Annotated in this window: 12 protein-coding genes, 1 tRNA gene and 2 pseudogenes; 12 read left to right on the forward strand and 3 right to left on the reverse strand. The window is 55.3% G+C overall.

The genetic code is table 11. The features are described from left to right. Window positions 1-3: 3 nt before the first annotated feature. Window positions 4-801, reverse strand: a complete 798-nt coding sequence (gene ubiE, locus ACZ1HV_RS14145; RefSeq protein WP_472715516.1) for a bifunctional demethylmenaquinone methyltransferase/2-methoxy-6-polyprenyl-1,4-benzoquinol methylase UbiE — start codon at window positions 799-801, stop codon at window positions 4-6. 264 nt (window positions 802-1,065) lie between these two features. On the opposite strand from ubiE, the gene mutM reads away from it, so the two are divergent. From mutM to gyrB, 8 genes and pseudogenes are all read left to right on the forward strand, one after another. Next, window positions 1,066-1,959 (forward strand): bifunctional DNA-formamidopyrimidine glycosylase/DNA-(apurinic or apyrimidinic site) lyase, encoded by an 894-nt coding sequence (mutM, locus tag ACZ1HV_RS14150; protein WP_472715517.1) that lies wholly within the window; start codon window positions 1,066-1,068, stop codon window positions 1,957-1,959. A gap of 128 nt (window positions 1,960-2,087) precedes the next feature. Next, on the forward strand, window positions 2,088-2,861 hold the full coding sequence (locus ACZ1HV_RS14155) for an enoyl-CoA hydratase (RefSeq protein WP_298818646.1): 774 nt from the start codon (window positions 2,088-2,090) through the stop codon (window positions 2,859-2,861). A 176-nt stretch (window positions 2,862-3,037) separates the two neighbouring features. Beyond that, complete coding sequence (gene rpsT / locus ACZ1HV_RS14160; protein ID WP_152504040.1) at window positions 3,038-3,304, forward strand: 30S ribosomal protein S20; 267 nt, start codon at window positions 3,038-3,040, stop codon at window positions 3,302-3,304. A 644-nt stretch (window positions 3,305-3,948) separates the two neighbouring features. Further along, window positions 3,949-4,389 (forward strand): rhodanese-like domain-containing protein, encoded by a 441-nt coding sequence (locus tag ACZ1HV_RS14165; RefSeq protein WP_298818639.1) that lies wholly within the window; start codon window positions 3,949-3,951, stop codon window positions 4,387-4,389. A gap of 153 nt (window positions 4,390-4,542) precedes the next feature. After that, window positions 4,543-6,018, forward strand: coding sequence for a chromosomal replication initiator protein DnaA (gene dnaA / locus ACZ1HV_RS14170; RefSeq protein WP_298819138.1), 1,476 nt, complete (start codon window positions 4,543-4,545; stop codon window positions 6,016-6,018). A 188-nt stretch (window positions 6,019-6,206) separates the two neighbouring features. Further along, window positions 6,207-7,325, forward strand: a complete 1,119-nt coding sequence (dnaN, locus tag ACZ1HV_RS14175; protein ID WP_298963266.1) for a DNA polymerase III subunit beta — start codon at window positions 6,207-6,209, stop codon at window positions 7,323-7,325. Between the two features lie 38 nt (window positions 7,326-7,363). Then, window positions 7,364-8,502: pseudogene (gene recF / locus ACZ1HV_RS14180) on the forward strand (DNA replication/repair protein RecF). Window positions 8,503-8,642: 140 nt separating this feature from the next. After that, a complete protein-coding gene (gene gyrB / locus ACZ1HV_RS14185; protein WP_298818633.1) occupies window positions 8,643-11,096 on the forward strand; it encodes a DNA topoisomerase (ATP-hydrolyzing) subunit B in 2,454 nt (817 codons plus the stop codon). Between the two features lie 54 nt (window positions 11,097-11,150). On the opposite strand, the pseudogene ACZ1HV_RS14190 reads toward gyrB, so the two are convergent. Then, window positions 11,151-13,048, reverse strand: a pseudogene (locus ACZ1HV_RS14190) (EAL domain-containing protein). 539 nt (window positions 13,049-13,587) lie between these two features. Here ACZ1HV_RS14190 and ACZ1HV_RS14195 point away from each other — a divergent pair. Beyond that, the gene (locus tag ACZ1HV_RS14195) at window positions 13,588-14,004 is read left to right on the forward strand and encodes a septal ring lytic transglycosylase RlpA family protein (RefSeq protein ID WP_472715518.1); all 417 of its coding nucleotides are present in this window, start codon (window positions 13,588-13,590) and stop codon (window positions 14,002-14,004) included. Between the two features lie 369 nt (window positions 14,005-14,373). On the opposite strand, the gene ACZ1HV_RS14200 is transcribed toward ACZ1HV_RS14195, so the two are convergent. Next, window positions 14,374-15,930 (reverse strand): cryptochrome/photolyase family protein, encoded by a 1,557-nt coding sequence (locus ACZ1HV_RS14200; protein ID WP_472715519.1) that lies wholly within the window; start codon window positions 15,928-15,930, stop codon window positions 14,374-14,376. 273 nt (window positions 15,931-16,203) lie between these two features. On the opposite strand from ACZ1HV_RS14200, the gene ACZ1HV_RS14205 reads away from it, so the two are divergent. The 3 genes from ACZ1HV_RS14205 (at window position 16,204) to ACZ1HV_RS14215 (ending at window position 17,222) form a co-directional block, all read left to right on the forward strand. Next, a tRNA-Arg gene (locus ACZ1HV_RS14205) sits at window positions 16,204-16,280 on the forward strand. Between the two features lie 184 nt (window positions 16,281-16,464). Further along, a complete protein-coding gene (locus ACZ1HV_RS14210; RefSeq protein ID WP_472715520.1) occupies window positions 16,465-16,911 on the forward strand; it encodes a helix-turn-helix domain-containing protein in 447 nt (148 codons plus the stop codon). A 17-nt stretch (window positions 16,912-16,928) separates the two neighbouring features. Then, entirely contained in the window at window positions 16,929-17,222 is a 294-nt protein-coding gene (locus ACZ1HV_RS14215) for a hypothetical protein (protein WP_472715521.1), read from the forward strand. Window positions 17,223-17,320: the final 98 nt, after the last annotated feature.

Below are 17,320 nucleotides of genomic sequence, written 5' to 3' on the forward strand. Positions count from 1 at the left end.
CAATCAGAATTTCCAACCGGAATGCAGTGCGGCAATGCCGCCGGAATAATTGCGATAGGTGACCCGTTCAAATCCTGCTTCCCGAACCATCTCCGCGAACCGCTCCTGACTGGGAAACTTGCGGATGGACTCTACCAGATACTGATAGGGGTCTCCGTCACCCGTCACCCATTTGCCCATGACAGGGATCGCCTTGAAAGAAAAGGTGTCATAGACTTTGTCCAGAAGGGGCACATCGACTTCGGAAAATTCCAGGCAAAGAAAGCGGCCGCCGCGCTTCAGAACGCGCTGCGCCTCCTTCAATGCTTTCGGGATGTCCGGCACATTTCGGATGCCGAAGGCAATCGTATAAGCGTCGAAACTCTTGTCAGGGAATGGCAGGTCTTCAGCGTTTCCCTGGCTAAAGGTGATCAACCTTGAAAGCCCGGCTTTCGCTGCTCTGTCACGGCCGACACCGAGCATGGATTCATTAATGTCGCAGACCACTGCCGAAACCGTTTCAGCCGACCGGTTGACGACACGTGTCGCTATATCGCCTGTGCCGCCTGCAACATCCAATAGCTGCCAGCCTGATTTGTCGGTCCTTGGCGGCGCAAGGAAAGAGACCATCGCATCTTTCCAAACCCGGTGCATACCGCCGGACATCATGTCGTTCATCAGGTCATAACGGTCAGCTACCTTGTGAAATACATCGTCCACAAGCGCCTGTTTGCTACCCTCGGCCACCTTTGTGAAACCGAAACTGGTCGGCATGTCCTCCGGAGTCCGGTCCGAAGCTCCGCTGCGAGCCTGTTGCGTCATGAATGCGTCTCCAAGATCAACCTGTTCAGCCTCAGCTTACCGGTTGACCACCGTTCCTGTTCTTGAACAGATCAGCCCGCTCTTTCGCGAACTGCCGTTGTTCTGGCGGATCACAAATCCATTTAAGGTCTTCAAAGTGCGCCGGAACATAGTACAAGCACCGCCCGAGCGCTATCTTTGCCGGCCTTGGACGCCATATGCCGCAGGCCAGTGTGAGATTGTCAGACCTCTTAGCGCGCAACCGAAGCGGAGACCAGTCTTCAGATGCCTGAATTGCCGGAAGTTGAAACCGTCAAACGCGGTCTGTCGCCCGCATTCGAAGGAGCCGCGCTGCGAAAGGTTGAGCAAAACCGCCCAGATCTTCGTTTTCCGTTTCCGGAAAATTTCACCAGCCGGCTGACAGGAAAACGGGTCACCGCCTTGTCCCGCCGATCCAAATATCTGCTTGCTGATATCGACAGTGGAGATGTCCTGGTCATGCATCTTGGTATGTCAGGGTCTTTTCGGATCGAAGCCGATCATAACGAAAGTGCACCGGGCGCATTTGTTCACGCCCGCAGCAAGGACACCAAGCACGATCACGTGGTCTTTCACCTTGAAACCACCACTGGAGAACGCCCGCGCATCATATACAATGATCCGCGCCGCTTTGGTTTCATGGACCTCGTGCCACGAGCCAAGCTATCTGCGCATCCACTTTTCAGGGACCTTGGACTGGAGCCTCTGGGCAATCAACTGAGCGCGGAAACACTTGCCGGTCTATTCGAAGGTCGGAAATCGCCTTTAAAAGCCGCTCTGTTGAACCAGAAGCTGATCGCTGGTCTTGGCAATATATATGTGTGTGAAGCACTTTGGCGCAGCGGCCTGAGCCCGGAACGCTCCGCCGGGAGCCTGGTGACGAAATCAGGAAAGCCGACAAAAAAGGCGATCGCACTTGCGGCCAACATCCGGGAAACACTCGAAGACGCTATCAAGGCCGGCGGCTCTTCCTTGCGGGACCACACCCAGGCTGATGGAACGCTTGGCTATTTTCAGCATTCCTTTGCGGTCTATGGCCGCGAAAACGAAAGCTGCCGGACGCCGGGCTGCAGCGGCACTGTTGCACGGCTCGTGCAATCAAACCGCTCGACCTTTTATTGCCCTCATTGCCAGACCTGACAGTCCGGCCTCTATCCCTTCGGCCAAACTTGCCAGACACGCCTCGTGTCGGTTAGGCATGAGCCGTAAGTTTGACAAATCCGAGGAGCCGTACATGACGGCAACCTCCGGCCTTGGGAGCGCATACTATGGGATACGAGAACATCCGCGTTGAAAAGCGCGGCAAAGTAGGCCTGATCACTCTGGACCGGCCGGAAGCCCTGAATGCGCTCAATTCAGCGCTGGTTGCAGAGCTTTGCACAGCCCTCGACAGTTTCGACGAAGACGAGCGTATCGGCTGTGTTGTCATCACAGGTTCGGAGAAGGCTTTTGCGGCTGGCGCAGACATCAAGGAAATGCAGCCTCACAACTTCGCTTCCGCCTACCAGACCGATCTGATCACGCCATTTGACCGCGTCTCGCGGAACCGGAAGCCAATCATCGCTGCGGTTGCTGGCTATGCGCTGGGCGGCGGCTGCGAACTGGCCATGCTCTGCGATTTCATCATCGCTGCCGATACCGCAAAGTTCGGCCAGCCGGAGATTACTCTTGGCGTCATCCCCGGGGCAGGTGGTACACAGCGCCTGACGCGGTTCGTCGGCAAGTCAAAGGCCATGGAGATGGTTTTGACAGGTCGCATGATGGATGCAGAAGAAGCAGAACGCAGCGGCCTGGTCAGCCGTATCGTTCCCGCCGATGACCTTCTGGAGGAAGTCCTGAAGGCCGCTGAGAAAATCGCCGACTTCTCGCTTCCTGTCGTCATGATGGCAAAGGAAAGTGTCGACCGGGCGTATGAAACAACACTTTCTGAAGGGGTCCGGTTCGAGCGACGTGTCTTCCAGGCGCTTTTTGCCCTTGAGGACCAGAACGAGGGCATGAGCGCCTTTACGGAGAAACGGTCACCGCAATTCAGGAACAAATAATCTTCCGTGTATCAACGACAAAGCCGTTGACGACAAGCGCAAGCGCCATTATAAGCAGCGCCCAATCGGTGGCGGACTTTCGCCGCCGTTGTTTTTTGATCGGGTCTTACCGGCTTTGAAGCCTTGGTCCGATCGCCACCGGACCCTAGTCCCCATTACCGATCAGGATTGAGCCAATGGCCAACACACCATCGGCCAAGAAGGCGGCCCGCAAGATTGCCCGCCGGACGGCCACCAACAAAGACCGCAGAAGCCGTGTTCGCACGTACCTGCGTAAAGTTGAAGAAGCAATCGCTTCTGGCGATCAGAGCGCAGCAAACGACGCTTTCAAGGCAGCGCAGCCGGAAATCATGCGCGCAGCGTCCAAAGGCGTGATGCATGCAAACACGGCATCCCGGAAAGTTTCCCGCCTCAACGCCCGCATCAAGGCACTTGGCGCCTAATTTTTCCGTGAAATCAACGCTCAGAAGACCCGGCCACAGTGCCGGGTTTTTTTTAGCCATGCAATTTTGTGGATGACAGAAATAGGCCCGTTTCAGGTTCACAACCTTCAAAAATACGCCATATGAGAGTGTCAAAAATTATCTATGTTTTTCAATATCTTACAGGTATGTAGGATCTAAGCGGTGAGATCAAACCGGATTCGATACGAGTCAAGGTATCTGTTCCGAAATTTTTTTGAAATCGCTGTTTTTCATTTGCGACAAGGCAGCTCAGAGCAAAAAGTCATTGCGGTAAAAAGCATTTGCTCCTTTGCACACAGGGAGCGGAAATTCGGTAACGCAGGGGCAGAAACCGGCATCTGCCAAGAAACGTATTAACCCGCTGTTGCCCCGCAAGGCGCTGTCTGTATATTAACAACACGGCTGGCGGCAAAGACCAGCGATTAACCTAAAACTAGTGCTTGGAAAAACAATGTATAAGTCAAACAGAAATATAGCTGAGCACACGTCATATAGGCTGGGAAGCGAATACATTAACGCGTTCAGTCTTTACGGCGCTTAGCGAAATTTAGACTAATACTCCTTCCGAAAATACTAATAAGCAAATTATAACCGATGGCGCAAAGCTATCGAAGGGGGCGTCTGTGCAACTTGAGGGTGGTTACGCAGGAAATTTCAGCGCGAAGGAGGCTTTTCAGCAGCTCTCCGAACAACAGGACGCGGTGCTTGTTGACGTGCGCACACAAGCGGAATGGGCCTTTGTCGGCATCCCCGATTTGCGCCCGATCGGCAAGGAACCTGTATTGGCGGAATGGCAAAGTTTTCCGTCGAGCGGACCAAATCCGGATTTCGCGTCGACTGTTTCAAACCAGTTGGTCAAAAAAGGACTTGACCAAAGCGCTCCGATCTATTTTCTGTGCCGCTCCGGCGCACGGAGCCAAGCAGCTGCAATTGCGCTGACTCAGGCCGGTTACACGCACTGCTACAATATCTCTGATGGATTTGAGGGGCCGCTGGACGCAGACCGTCATCGCGGCACACAGGCCGGCTGGAAAGCTGCCGGGCTGCCTTGGATTCAGAATTAGTTTCCCGCATTCAAGACGGGGCGGCGGCTGGAGTATATCCACCGCCAAACGAATAACCGTCCCAAAAGGGACATCATAATGCTGCAAAAGCAGCGAGGCGGCGAAGAATGGCTGTGGCGGACCGTTCTTCACAAAGTACAGGAGGCAGATGACATGCAGGTTCAGGAGGCAGGTGGCTCCGAACATTGGAAAAGGGTCAAAAAACAGCTTCGCGCGGAATTGGGCGATGATGTTTTTACGAGCTGGTTTGCTCGTGTCGACCTTGAGGAACATCAGGACGGCACTGTACGCCTGTCCGTTCCGACTCGATTTCTTAAACAGTGGATCCAGAACAATTATAATGATCGGCTCATGGGTCTTTGGCAGCGCGAATGTGATAACGTTCACCGAATTGAGCTGACTGTTCGTGGCGCTATTCGGCCACGCCAGACACCGACAAACAAAGCCAGTCTTGCGGGCCCTTCGGGTGCCAAGCCTGTAACAGTCGACACCAGAAACGACGGTTTGGGCGATGCCGCGCAGGTCACGCGCGCTCAGGCAGCAACTGCGGCCCTTGGCAGGGGCGATGCCGGCGGCGACAGCGCAAGAGACGTCCTGCAAGGGGCAGCACTCGACCCCAAATACACATTCGACACGTTTGTTGAAGGCGAATCCAACAATCTCGCACTTGCTGCAGCCCGTCAGGTTGCATCCGGCGGCGCCGTCACCTTCAACCCGCTCTATCTACATGCGTCCGTAGGTTTGGGAAAAACTCACCTGATGCAGGCAGTCGCCGCGAAGGCACGCGCCAGCGGACGGAAGGTGCTTTACCTCACCGCCGAACACTTCATGTACAAATTTGTGGCCGCGCTCAAATCCCAGTCAGCACTTGCCTTCAAGGACACGCTGCGGACAATTGACCTCCTCCTGATCGACGATATGCAATTCCTTCACGGCAAACAGGTACAGCAGGAATTCTGCCACACGCTGAATGCCCTGATCGACGGCGCACGTCAGGTAATTGTCGCTGCGGATCGTGCGCCGTCTGAACTCGACACACTTGATGACCGCGTCCGTTCGCGTCTCTCCGGCGGCCTGGTTGTCGGCATACAGGAGCCTGACTTCACGCTTCGCCGGAACATCCTGACTGCCCGTGTCGAAACTGCGCAGAAAGCCTACCCGCAATTCGCCGTGCCGGAAACTGTTCTGGACTACGTTGCCCGGCATGTCGCCTCTTCAGGCCGTGATCTGGAAGGTGCTCTGAACCGGCTCATTGCGCATAACCAGCTCACCAACCAGCCGATTACGCAGGAAATGGCCGAGATGACATTGCGTGATCTGGTCCGCTCCAGCGAACCGCGCCGGGTCAAGATCGAAGACATCCAGCGCGTCGTCTCCAAGCACTACAATGTGACCAAGGCTGACTTGCTGTCGGCACGCCGAACCCGCACCATCGTGCGTCCGCGTCAGATAGCTATGTATCTTGCGAAAGTGATGACCCCGCGTTCACTGCCTGAAATCGGTCGCCGGTTCGGCAACCGGGACCACACAACAGTGCTGCACGCAGTGCGCAAAATCGAAGAAATGGCCAGAGCTGATTATGCTTTAGCGCAGGAGCTTGAATTGCTCAAGCGCATGTTGGATGCCTGATACAATCAGCGCACCGACCTGAGCTCGAAAATAACAGGTTTTCTAGCATTTTGAGGGCGCTCCAAAGGGGCGCCCTCTTGCTTTTGAGAGCGGTTAAGGGCAGTGTCTTTCCCCCGCTCCATAACGGAGCCCCAAATCCAGTTCGCCAGGCTAATTCGCCTGGCTTTTCATGAGTACGGAACGAGTGAATGAAAGCGACCCTCGAGCGGACCGACCTCCTCAAGTCCTTGACCCATGTTCATCGGGTGGTTGAGCGCCGGAACACCATTCCCATCCTGTCGAATGTTCTCTTGCGGGCCGATGGTGGCGCGATCAATCTCAAAGCAACCGATCTTGACCTCGAAATCGTCGAAACGGTTCCCGCAATGATCGAATTGCCAGGCGCGACCACTGTGCCGGCACATATGTTTTACGATATCGTGCGCAAGCTGCCGGAAGGGTCGCAAGTCGTCCTGGAAACCACCAGCGACAATGCCACATTGGAAATACGGGCCGGCCGCTCGAAATTCACGCTGCAGATGCTGCCGGAAACGGATTTCCCTGACCTTACCGCCGGTGATTTCAGCCATGGATTCACGTTGTCAGCCTCTGACATTCGCAAGTTGATCGACACTACGCAGTTCGCCATTTCGACCGAGGAAACGCGCTACTATCTGAACGGGATCTACCTGCACACGGTGGACGCTGCCAACGGCCAGCAGTTCCGTGCGGTTGCGACAGACGGTCACCGCCTTGCGCAGGCCGAAGTGTCGGCTCCATCAGGATCGTCCGGAATGCCCGGCATTATCGTGCCGCGTAAGACGGTTGGCGAGATCCAGAAGCTTCTTGAAGAGCCGGAAGCCGACGTACAGATCGAACTGTCGGACACCAAGATTCGCGCAACGACGGGATCCGTCGTACTGACATCCAAGCTGATCGATGGCACTTTCCCGGATTATGGCCGGGTCATTCCGCAGGGAAATGACAAGGAGATGCGCGTCGACAGGGACGAATTCAAGGAAGCTGTCGATCGTGTGTCGACTATCTCCTCAGAACGAGGACGCGCCGTCAAGCTGTCGCTCGGCGACGGTCGCATGGTTCTGACTGTCAACAACCCGGATTCCGGCAGCGCGACTGAGGAACTGGCCGTCGAGTATGATGCCGAGGATATGGAAATCGGCTTCAACTCACGCTATCTCCTTGATATAGCTAATCAATTAAGCAGCGACACAGCTCTGTTCCGGCTGGCCGATTCCGGATCTCCGACACTTATCCAGGACAATACGGTTGATGACTGCCTGTTTGTGCTGATGCCGATGCGGGTCTGACGAGAACCTCCGGCAGTTGAAAAGGCGGACGTTGGATCATGACTGAGTTCAGGACGGCGCAGCTGACCCGCCTGTCCTTGACCGGCTTCCGCAACTACGCCGCACTTTCCATTGATATCTCGGCCAAACTCGTCACGTTCGTCGGTGCCAACGGCGCCGGTAAAACCAACATTCTGGAAGCTATCTCCTTTTTAACCGCCGGACGGGGCCTCAGGCGCGCGACCCTGGCTGACGTCGCCCAAAAGGGCGGAGAGGGCAGCTGGAGTGTTGCCGCAACCGTCATGCTGGATGGTCTGGAGACGAAAATCGGCACGGGGCTCGCAGCGGGTACACCGGGCCGGAAAGTGCGCATCGATGGCGAGGAAGTCCGAGGTTCGGAAAGCCTTCTTGATTACATGCGCGTGCTCTGGCTTGTCCCAAGCATGGACGGCCTTTTACCGGACCTGGATCGGACAGACGCCGGTTTCTGGACCGCCTCACACTGGCCATCGATCCGTCTCACGGACGACGCGTCGCCGATTTCGAAAATGCACTTCGTCAACGAAACCGGTTGCTGGATCAGGGCGGAGGTGACGCCTTTCTGACCGCCTTGGAGCAACAGGTTGCCGAACTCGGAATCGCTGTTGCGATCGCGCGCGGGGAAACTGTCGGGCTGCTAAGCCAGATGATTGCCGAGCAAGTCGCCCAGGCGTTACCCTTTCCGCATGCATCGGTCGCATTGGAGGGAGCGTTTGAAGCAGAGATGCTGGGATTGAGCGCCTCGGACCGGGAGGATCATTACCGCCAGATGCTCAAAGACGGACGCCCACGTGACCGAGCTGCCGGACGCACATTGAACGGGCCTCATCTGAGTGACCTGAAAGTCTTTCATGCCACAAAGAACATGCCGGCTGCGCAATCCTCCACCGGCGAACAGAAGGCGCTGCTGATCGGACTGGTACTGGCGCATGCGGAGCTGACTGCAAAAGTGTCCGGCATGACACCCGTTCTTCTGCTCGATGAGATTGCCGCGCACCTTGATCCCGGCCGCCGATCTTCGCTATTCCAGAAGCTGAATTCACTTGGCGGACAGGTTTTCATGACAGGGACTGACAGTGCCCTTTTTGAAGCCTTGCCCGGAGATGCGCACGTGTTTGAGATCGAGGATGGCAAGAGCCGCCTTTGCAGCCCCAGGTGACCCCTTAAATCCGCCTGAATCTTATGGTTTTCCACCATAATCCCTTCGCTGGCTTGCTGACGGGCCGCACGCAGTTGAACGACTGCCGGAACCCCGTATAACGGGGTGAGAAAAGATAAATCGATTGGTGATTGATTCGCATGAGCGACACGTCCACGCCTGAGCCTACCCCGAACCCGGAAACAGAAAACGGTGCCGACTATGGCGCCGACAGCATCAAGGTTCTCAAGGGCCTCGATGCCGTCCGCAAACGGCCCGGCATGTATATCGGTGACACGGACGATGGCTCCGGTCTGCACCACATGGTCTACGAGGTGGTCGACAATGCCATCGACGAGGCTTTAGCCGGTCACGCAGATTATGTCACCGTCACGCTTAATCCGGACGGTTCGGTTACCGTGTCAGACAACGGACGCGGCATTCCGACGGACCTGCACTCTGAAGAAGGTGTTTCAGCAGCTGAGGTTATCATGACCCAGCTGCATGCCGGCGGTAAATTCGACCAGAATTCCTACAAGGTTTCCGGTGGTCTGCACGGCGTCGGTGTTTCCGTGGTGAATGCGCTTTCCACCAGGCTTGATCTTCGCATCTGGCGAAACGATCAGGAGCACTTTATGAGTTTCTCCCATGGAGACGCTCAAGAGCCGCTCAAAGTCGTCGGTCCGGCCAATGGCCGGAAAGGAACCGAAGTCACGTTCCTGCCTTCGCCGGAAACCTTCAGCAAAATTGAATTTGATTTCAGCACCCTTGAACACCGTCTGCGCGAGCTGGCATTCCTGAATTCCGGTGCGCGCATCATCCTGACCGACAAACGCGGTGTTGAGGACGTTGTCGAGGAGCTGTTTTACGAAGGTGGACTTGAAGCTTTCGTCCGTTATCTGGACCGGGCAAAGCACCCGCTTATTGAAGATCCCGTCACCATGAGCGCGGAAAAGGACGGGATCACCGTAGAAGCCGCGATGTGGTGGAACGACAGTTATCACGAACAGGTTTTGTGCTTCACAAACAACATCCCGCAACGCGACGGCGGTACACACCTTGCCGGATTCCGTGCTGCACTGACGCGTCAGGTGACCGGCTACGCAGAGGCCACCGGACTTATGAAAAAGGAAAAGGTCTCCCTGTCCGGCGATGACTGCCGTGAAGGCCTGACATGTGTATTGTCGGTCAAGGTGCCGGATCCGAAATTCTCGTCACAAACCAAGGACAAGCTCGTTTCATCCGAGGTGCGTCCGGTCGTTGAGAACCTGATATCCCAGACACTGAGTGAATGGCTTGAGGAAAACCCGGCTCCCGCCAGGTCGATTGTCTCCAAGGTCGTTGAGGCCGCCTCGGCGCGCGAGGCCGCCAGAAAGGCCCGCGAGCTGACCCGCCGCAAGGGTGCACTCGACGTCGCCTCGCTGCCCGGCAAACTGGCGGACTGCCAGGAACGTGATGCTTCGAAAGCCGAACTCTTCCTGGTGGAGGGCGATTCCGCGGGTGGCTCGGCAAAGCAGGGCCGCCATCGGGAAAACCAGGCCGTCCTGCCGTTGCGAGGCAAGATCCTCAACGTGGAGCGGGCGCGCTTTGACAAGATGCTGTCGTCCAATGAAATCGGCACGCTGATTACCGCGCTCGGCACCGGTATCGGCATGGAAGAATTCAATATTGAGAAACTGCGGTACCACAAGATTATCATCATGACCGATGCGGACGTGGATGGTGCCCACATCCGGACATTGCTCTTGACATTCTTCTTCCGCCAAATGCCGCAACTGATCGAAAACGGCTATGTCTATATCGCGCAGCCACCGCTTTATAAGGTCAAGCGTGGCCAGTCCGAGCAATATCTAAAGAACCAACAGGCTCTGGAAGACTACCTGATCGCTCAGGGCCTGGATGACGCATCGCTGACGCTTGCAAATGGCGAAGTGCGCATTGGTCAGGACCTGCTAGGTGTTGTTCAGACAGCCCGGGCGATTTCCGACATTTTCGACGACCTGCACTCTCGCTACAATCGCGACGTCGTCGAACAAGCCGCAATCGCCGGTGCACTCAACACCGAGATTCTGGACGACCGCACGAAGGCCGAAGAAGCGGCTGCCTATATCGCACGCCGCATGGACATTCTCGCCGATGAATTCGAGCGCGGATGGACAGGCGAGGCCCGCGACGATGGCAGTCTGGTGTTCAAACGGACCGTGCGCGGCGTCGAAGAAGCCGCCACAATCGATGCGGCCCTGCTCGGATCGGCAGATGCCCGCCGTCTCGCGGCGCATGCCGAGCATCTGCAAGAGGTCTATGGCAAGGCCGCCGCGCTGCGCCGCAAGGACAACTCAACGGAAATCAGAGGGCCGCGTGCGCTGCTGACACAGGTTTATGCCTTCGGCCAGAAAGGCATTTCTCTTCAGCGCTATAAAGGCCTCGGTGAGATGAACCCCGAGCAACTTTGGGAAACAACCCTTGACCCGAATGTCCGCTCCCTTCTCCAGGTCAAGGTGAAGGAAGCCGATGACGCGGACGATATCTTCACCAAACTCATGGGAGACGAGGTGGAGCCAAGGCGCGAATTCATCCAGGACAACGCGCTTTCCGTTGCCAATCTCGACATCTAGTCGGGATCTTAAATGAAAAATCAAAAGAGCGGTTTTGCCGCTCTTTTTTTGTCCTCACCTCCCCGGCCAGGGCGCCGGAACACCGAAGAGATGGCCCTGAGCAGCCTCGATATTCATCTCCCGCAGCAAGTCTGCTTCTTCAAGCGTTTCGACATGCTTGGCGACAACCTTGATGCCAAGTTCATGAGCCGCCCGTACAAGGCCGTTGAGGATGGCCGCTTTAGCGGGTTCCCCAATGACCTGCTGAGTCAAACTGGACTCCAGCTTCAACCATTCAACCCGCAGGCCCGTCAGGCGTGACAGAACAGGCCAATGACCGGCGAAATCATCTACGGCCGTTTGGCACCCAAGTTCAGCAGCGAACTTGAAAAGGATTCAACCGTTGCCGGTTCGCGCAGGAAGTCCTTTTCGGCAATCTCCAGGCACAACTTGGCTGCAAGCAACGGGTTGATGGAAAGGCGATGATAAAGGCCGTCTCGGAAATTCGGGTCGCGGGCCGATTCAGCCGAGACGTTCATCGTCAGAATTGACCGGTCCGAGCTTCTTTCCGCCGCGTCCAGCACCCGGTCCAGGGTCCAGGCATCCACCTGGGCAATAAATCCTGACCGTTCAGCGGCTGAAATCCATGCCCGGGACGACAGACCCCTGGCGCGGTCGCCCTGCAACCGCAGCAAAACTTCCTGTCCGCACACCCGATCGTTCTTCAGGCACATGATCGGCATGGCAAAGAGTGTCAGCTCATTGCCCCGGAAACTGCCGGCATCAGGTAAATCTGCCAGTTCGTTTCGCCGCCGCTGACAATCTGTCGATTGCACGCTGTGGATCTGAACAGATTGTCCACCGCCCCTCTTCCCGCGCAGGCACGCATGATCTGCAACACCCAGCAGCGCGGCGGCGTCGATCTCTTCGGCCGCGACACTGCTGTCCACAAAGGCGACACCAATGGAGCCGCCAATCGTGAAGACCCTGTCACCGACTTCCAATCTGATCCTTTCAAAGCCATCCAGGACCCTTTCGGCCACATCGAGGGCTGCACCTTCACAGGCAGCGGGAACCATTCCGGCGAACTCATCGCCGCCAATGCGTGCAGCGGTCCCGAATTCACCAAGTGTCAGGCTCAAGCAGGCAGCGACCCGCATGAGCATTTCGTCACCGGCATCATGGCCGCCAAGGTCATTCACCTTCTTGAATTCATCCAGATCGATGTAGTAGACGGCCAGCCCTGTCTCATGGTCGGAGCAAAGTCGCGTCAATTCCCACTTCAGCGCTTTGGTGAAGGCCCGGCGGTTTTCCAGACCCGTCAACGGATCGTGGTAGGCAAGTCTTCGGTTTTCGGCAACGTCATGCGGGCAGTCAATATTGCGCCGGATAACCGCCATCGATGCGCGGCGACGAACACCTTGTTCCTTTTGTTCCTTGATCGGCACAATCCGGACTTCACACATCTGACGGTCTGTCAGGTAACCTGCTGCTTCAAAGCTCCGATTTTCAGGGATATGGAGTGTTTGTGCCAGATCCTCATCTCCCTCCTGCAATGCCTCAATCAAAGCCCCGATGTCATAGTCACTACCGATCAGCTCAAGCAGCATCACGGCTCTTTCCTCTGCACTTTCCGATCCGTCGAAAACAAGAATTTCGTCGGGAAAATGCTCCAACAGGTCGAAACTTGCCGACGCCGATTTGGAAGAAACCTCTGTCCGGGAAACAGTCTCGGGCAGCTGCTTGGCGTCCTGGCCACTTTCTTTCATGTCGAATTGAACAAGGACTGCCTGGTTCGCACCTGTCAGCGACACCACGGAGGTGCAGATCATATGGTGACAGAATTCGCTTCCCGACTTCAGTGTCATTGTGCCGCTGGCCTGCGAAGGGACCCCACTGAATGCAGTCGCCAAGACGGTCTTGCACCGTTTCCAGCTTGACCTCGACAACAATGTTTTCAGCCCGGCGGGCATGAAATCAAGTTTCAAACGGGAGCAGGCATCTCTCAAATGCGTGTTGCAGTGAAGTATGCTTCCGTCCTGCGCAACATAAGCAGCAGCAAATGGCAGGACTTCCAGCAGGGACGTGTGAAATCCTGCAAGACTATTATTATCACTTGTGTGACCGGACCTCTCCAGCCGGTCTTCTAAAAACCGATGGCTGACTTGCACCAGACCGCCCTTTCAAAAACTCGGATCGAAAGGCGCTACCACACTACTTACGCGCCAAAATCATGCATAAAGTATTATCACAGTTCTTTTGATTATTTCTAAAACCGAAAACTTCCCACAACTCTTAGGATTTTTATATTTAACCGGAAATTAACGTTCTACATTCAATATTAACTAAAATTTTAGCAAACTTTTCTTCAATTTTCATTTTATCGTTGAATTCACGCCACAATTTTTTCACATCCGCGACCTATTCGTGCCGTGACGGAATGTTAGGCGTCGCCATCACAGTTTCGTCAATTTGTGGCCAGGAGCTGGCCAAGAACCGACAGGATTCAACCATGCATACACACAGCGCTCTCAAGAGCCTGGTGCGGGCAGGTCTTTGCGCAACCATGCTGGCAACGGCAGGATCAGCCGCCTTTGCGTCCAATGATAACTTTACCCAGTGCGGCAAGGCCTCCTGGTACAAATTGGGCGGCACCACAGCCAGCGGTGAGCCCGCCAACCCAAACGGCCTCACGGCAGCGCATCGCACATTGCCATTTGGAACCATGGTTGAGGTGACCAATCTCTCCAACGGAAAATCGGTTACCGTCCGGATCAACGACCGGGGACCTTATTCCAAAGGCCGTGTGATTGATGTGACCTATGCGGCCGCAAAAAAGCTCGGCTTCATCCGCAAAGGAATTACGAAGGTGCATGTCTCGGACGGACCGAAGCAAGTCGCTAAAAACACTAAGCAGTTTTGCCGATAATTTGCGATCAATCGGCCGGCTTCAGCAAACTACACATGCGGAATTTTTCGAATTTCTCTGTAGTAAGCCTCTGTATTTAAAGAGACTATTTAGTGACACGATACTTTCACAACTGACTCAGTATGAATAACGATCAGTCGCATTACAGTGAATCAAAAAATAAAATATTTTACGGTAATGACAATCAATAAAGATGTCGCTAGAGTTGCCGCCGTGGTCGATGGGGCCACGTGCACAGTAACTTTATTCGCGCAGTCTTATGGCTGCGCGTTTTTTTTGTTTTACATCTCAACAATTTGAAAAGTCTGCTGGCCACCTACCGGACGCACTTGAAATCAACGCATCTGCAACCTGCATATGCGGGGAACATCATACCTCCCCCTGCTGGTCGAGCCGGCCTAAAATGGCTTCGGCACTGGAGCGGTATTGGTCCTGTTTTTCAGGTGCCATTTTCCGCCAGGTCGCGTAAGGCTGCCCAAGTCGTGGATTGTTTCGAAGGTGAGTTTCGTTCCTGTCGAGAAAATGCCAATAGAGCGCGTTGAACGGACAAGCCCCCTCACCCGTCCTTTGATTGACATCGTAAGAACAGACCCCGCAATAGTCCGACATCTTGTTGATGTAGTTGCCGCTCGAGATGTACGGCTTGGAGGCCAGCAAGCCGCCATCAGCATACTGGCTCATACCGATGGTATTCGGTAGCTCGACCCATTCATATGCATCCGCGTAGACCATCAGGTACCATTCATGAACTTCGCCTGGATCAACACCGGCAAGCAACGCGAAGTTTCCTGTCACCATCAACCGCTGTATGTGATGCGCATAGGCTTCCTCAAGCGTTTGCGTGACGGCTTCCGCGACACACTTCATCCGCGTTTTTCCCGTCCAGTAAAAGTCCGGCAAGGGCCGGTGGGCTTCCAATGCGTTCTTGGTCGCATAGTCCGGCATTTTCAGCCAATAGATGCCCCGGACGTATTCGCGCCAACCCAGGATCTGCCGGATAAACCCCTCCACGGCATTCAAGGGCGCCTTGCCTTCCAGGTAGGCCGTCTCGACCTTCCTGCAGAGCGTCAGAGCATCAAGAAGCCCGGCATTCAGGTAGGCTGAGATGACGGCGTGATAGAGAAATTTTTCGCCTTGTAGCATTGCATCCTGATAGGTGCCGAAATTTGCAAGCGATGTCTCAAGGAACTCCTCGAACGCCGCCTCGGCATCCTGTCTCGTTACCGCGAACCAGAACGGATCGAGCGATCCGAAATGATCGGCAAAACGGTTTGCAACCAGATCAAGAACCTCTTTGGTGATTTTGTCTGGCGCTACCCGTCTCGGCGAGGGCATGAAAAGGTCCGCTTTCGCCGGCTTGCGGTTCTCCGCATCGAAGTTCCACTTGCCTCCCACGGGCTTTTGCCCGTCCATTAGCAGTCCGGTTTTGCGGCGCATGTCCTGATAAAAGTTTTCCATGCGCAACTGCTTTCGCCCTGTTGCCCAGGCGCGAAACTCTGCAGGTGAACACATAAACCGCTGATCTGAAAGGATCTCCACCGGCAGACCGAGATCATCCTGCCAGCTGCGCATGCCTTCCATCACACGCCATTCTCCGGGCTCGGTCAGCAGAACTCCTTCCGGGCTCAGACGCTGAGCCGCCCTTTTAATCTCTCCCTTGAAACTGCCTGTGTTGCCTGGCGCATCCAGTTCGACATAATCGACCGCCCAGCCTGCATCGCGCAGCTCTTGCGCAAAATGGCGCATGGCGGAGAACAGGAATGCGATCTTCTTCTTGTGATGACGGACATAAGTCGCCTCTTCCATCACCTCGACCATAAGCACTTGATCCTGCTTCCGCTCGGCCCGCTTCAAGCTGGACATATCGTGCGACAGCTGATCTCCAAGGATCAGCACAAGCTTACGGCAATTGGGCGTTTCGTTCATCGGAACCTGCGACAATTGAGGTGGTTACCAAACAATACGCAGTCGAAGCTCTGCTCTATCACCCCGGCGACATTTTTGTTGTAAACTTTGCTCCCGAACCAGAGCAGCCATGGTCTTCAAAGCACGATTACAGTTTCGGCAATGCCAAAGCCCAGGCGCCTTGCGAGCCGCCAGAATTCCTGTCCAAAATAGCAGAAAGCCATTGCCCCGGGTCCCCGGATCGAGTATCAGACGCGTCTATCCGCCGTGCCATTCTCAATGCATGGCCGAGCAGCACCCGTAGCTCAGCTGGATAGAGCGCTGCCCTCCGAAGGCAGAGGTCACAGGTTCGAATCCTGTCGGGTGCGCCAAAAAAATCAATAATTTCAGTAAGTTACGGAGCGCTCTCAAAAGAGAAGTTCAGGCACTGCAAATTTTTGCAAGTGTTTTCCGGCGATTTTCGAGTTGTGCTCGTACAAATCCCGTACAGCGCTTCTCTGAAAGTTGGAGGGGCAAATGCACTCGCCTTGCCTGCCTTCCGGCAAGGAGGCATGCATGAGCGAGCGCCGCCCGTTCCGGGAAGTGAAGCTTCAATGGCTAAGACTGCTGAGCTGTGATGCCAATATCAACGACAATGCCAAGTGCGTAGCGCTCTATATCGTAACCGCACATGTGAACGGCCACACCGAGAAGGCGTGGCCGTCCTACAAGACCATTGCCGAGGCAACCGGCAAGAGTGTCAAATCCATCCAACGCGCCATCCGGGATCTGGAAATCGGTGGATGGCTCAGCGTTCAACGCGGGAATGGCGTCGGGCACAATACGGAGTATTGCCCTACCGACGCCTCGATCCTAAAGGCCTCCGAGCTTCGAGAAAAGACGGACAAATCTGCCCCCCTTACCCCGTCTGAAGGCGGACAGATCTGTCCCGAAAGGCGGTCAGACGTGTCCGGCAAACGCGGTCAAATCTGTCCACCAAACTTAGAGAAAGAAAAAATATAAAACCTAACGCGCGTGAGGTGCGCGCCAAGGCCGTCTCTCGCCGCTCCATTCCCGTCGTCGTCCTTCCAACAGCCCGGACTAGGCAGGTCAATGAATGGAATGCCTGGCTTGCCGAAAAGACCCTGCCAGACCTGGCGCGGTTCAATCTCGCAACCAGCGTTGACGGCTCATCCGGGTACCAGCTTCCAGGGCGTTGGCCCCCGGAAGGTGGCTCCGACAAAGAGCAGGATTGTTTGTCGTATTTCCTGAGCAGACTGCCAGCGAGTGCACACCAGGAAGTCGCTCAAGCAGCCTGTTTGGAGGCAGCATAACCGTAGCAGAATAGCCATTATTGCAGATACCGAGAGCTTCATCGACCTGGCCCAAACTCGAGTTGAAATCCTTGTTGAAACATCATTCAGCATCTGAT

This window comes from Roseibium sp. JB4-4 (assembly GCF_055693425.1).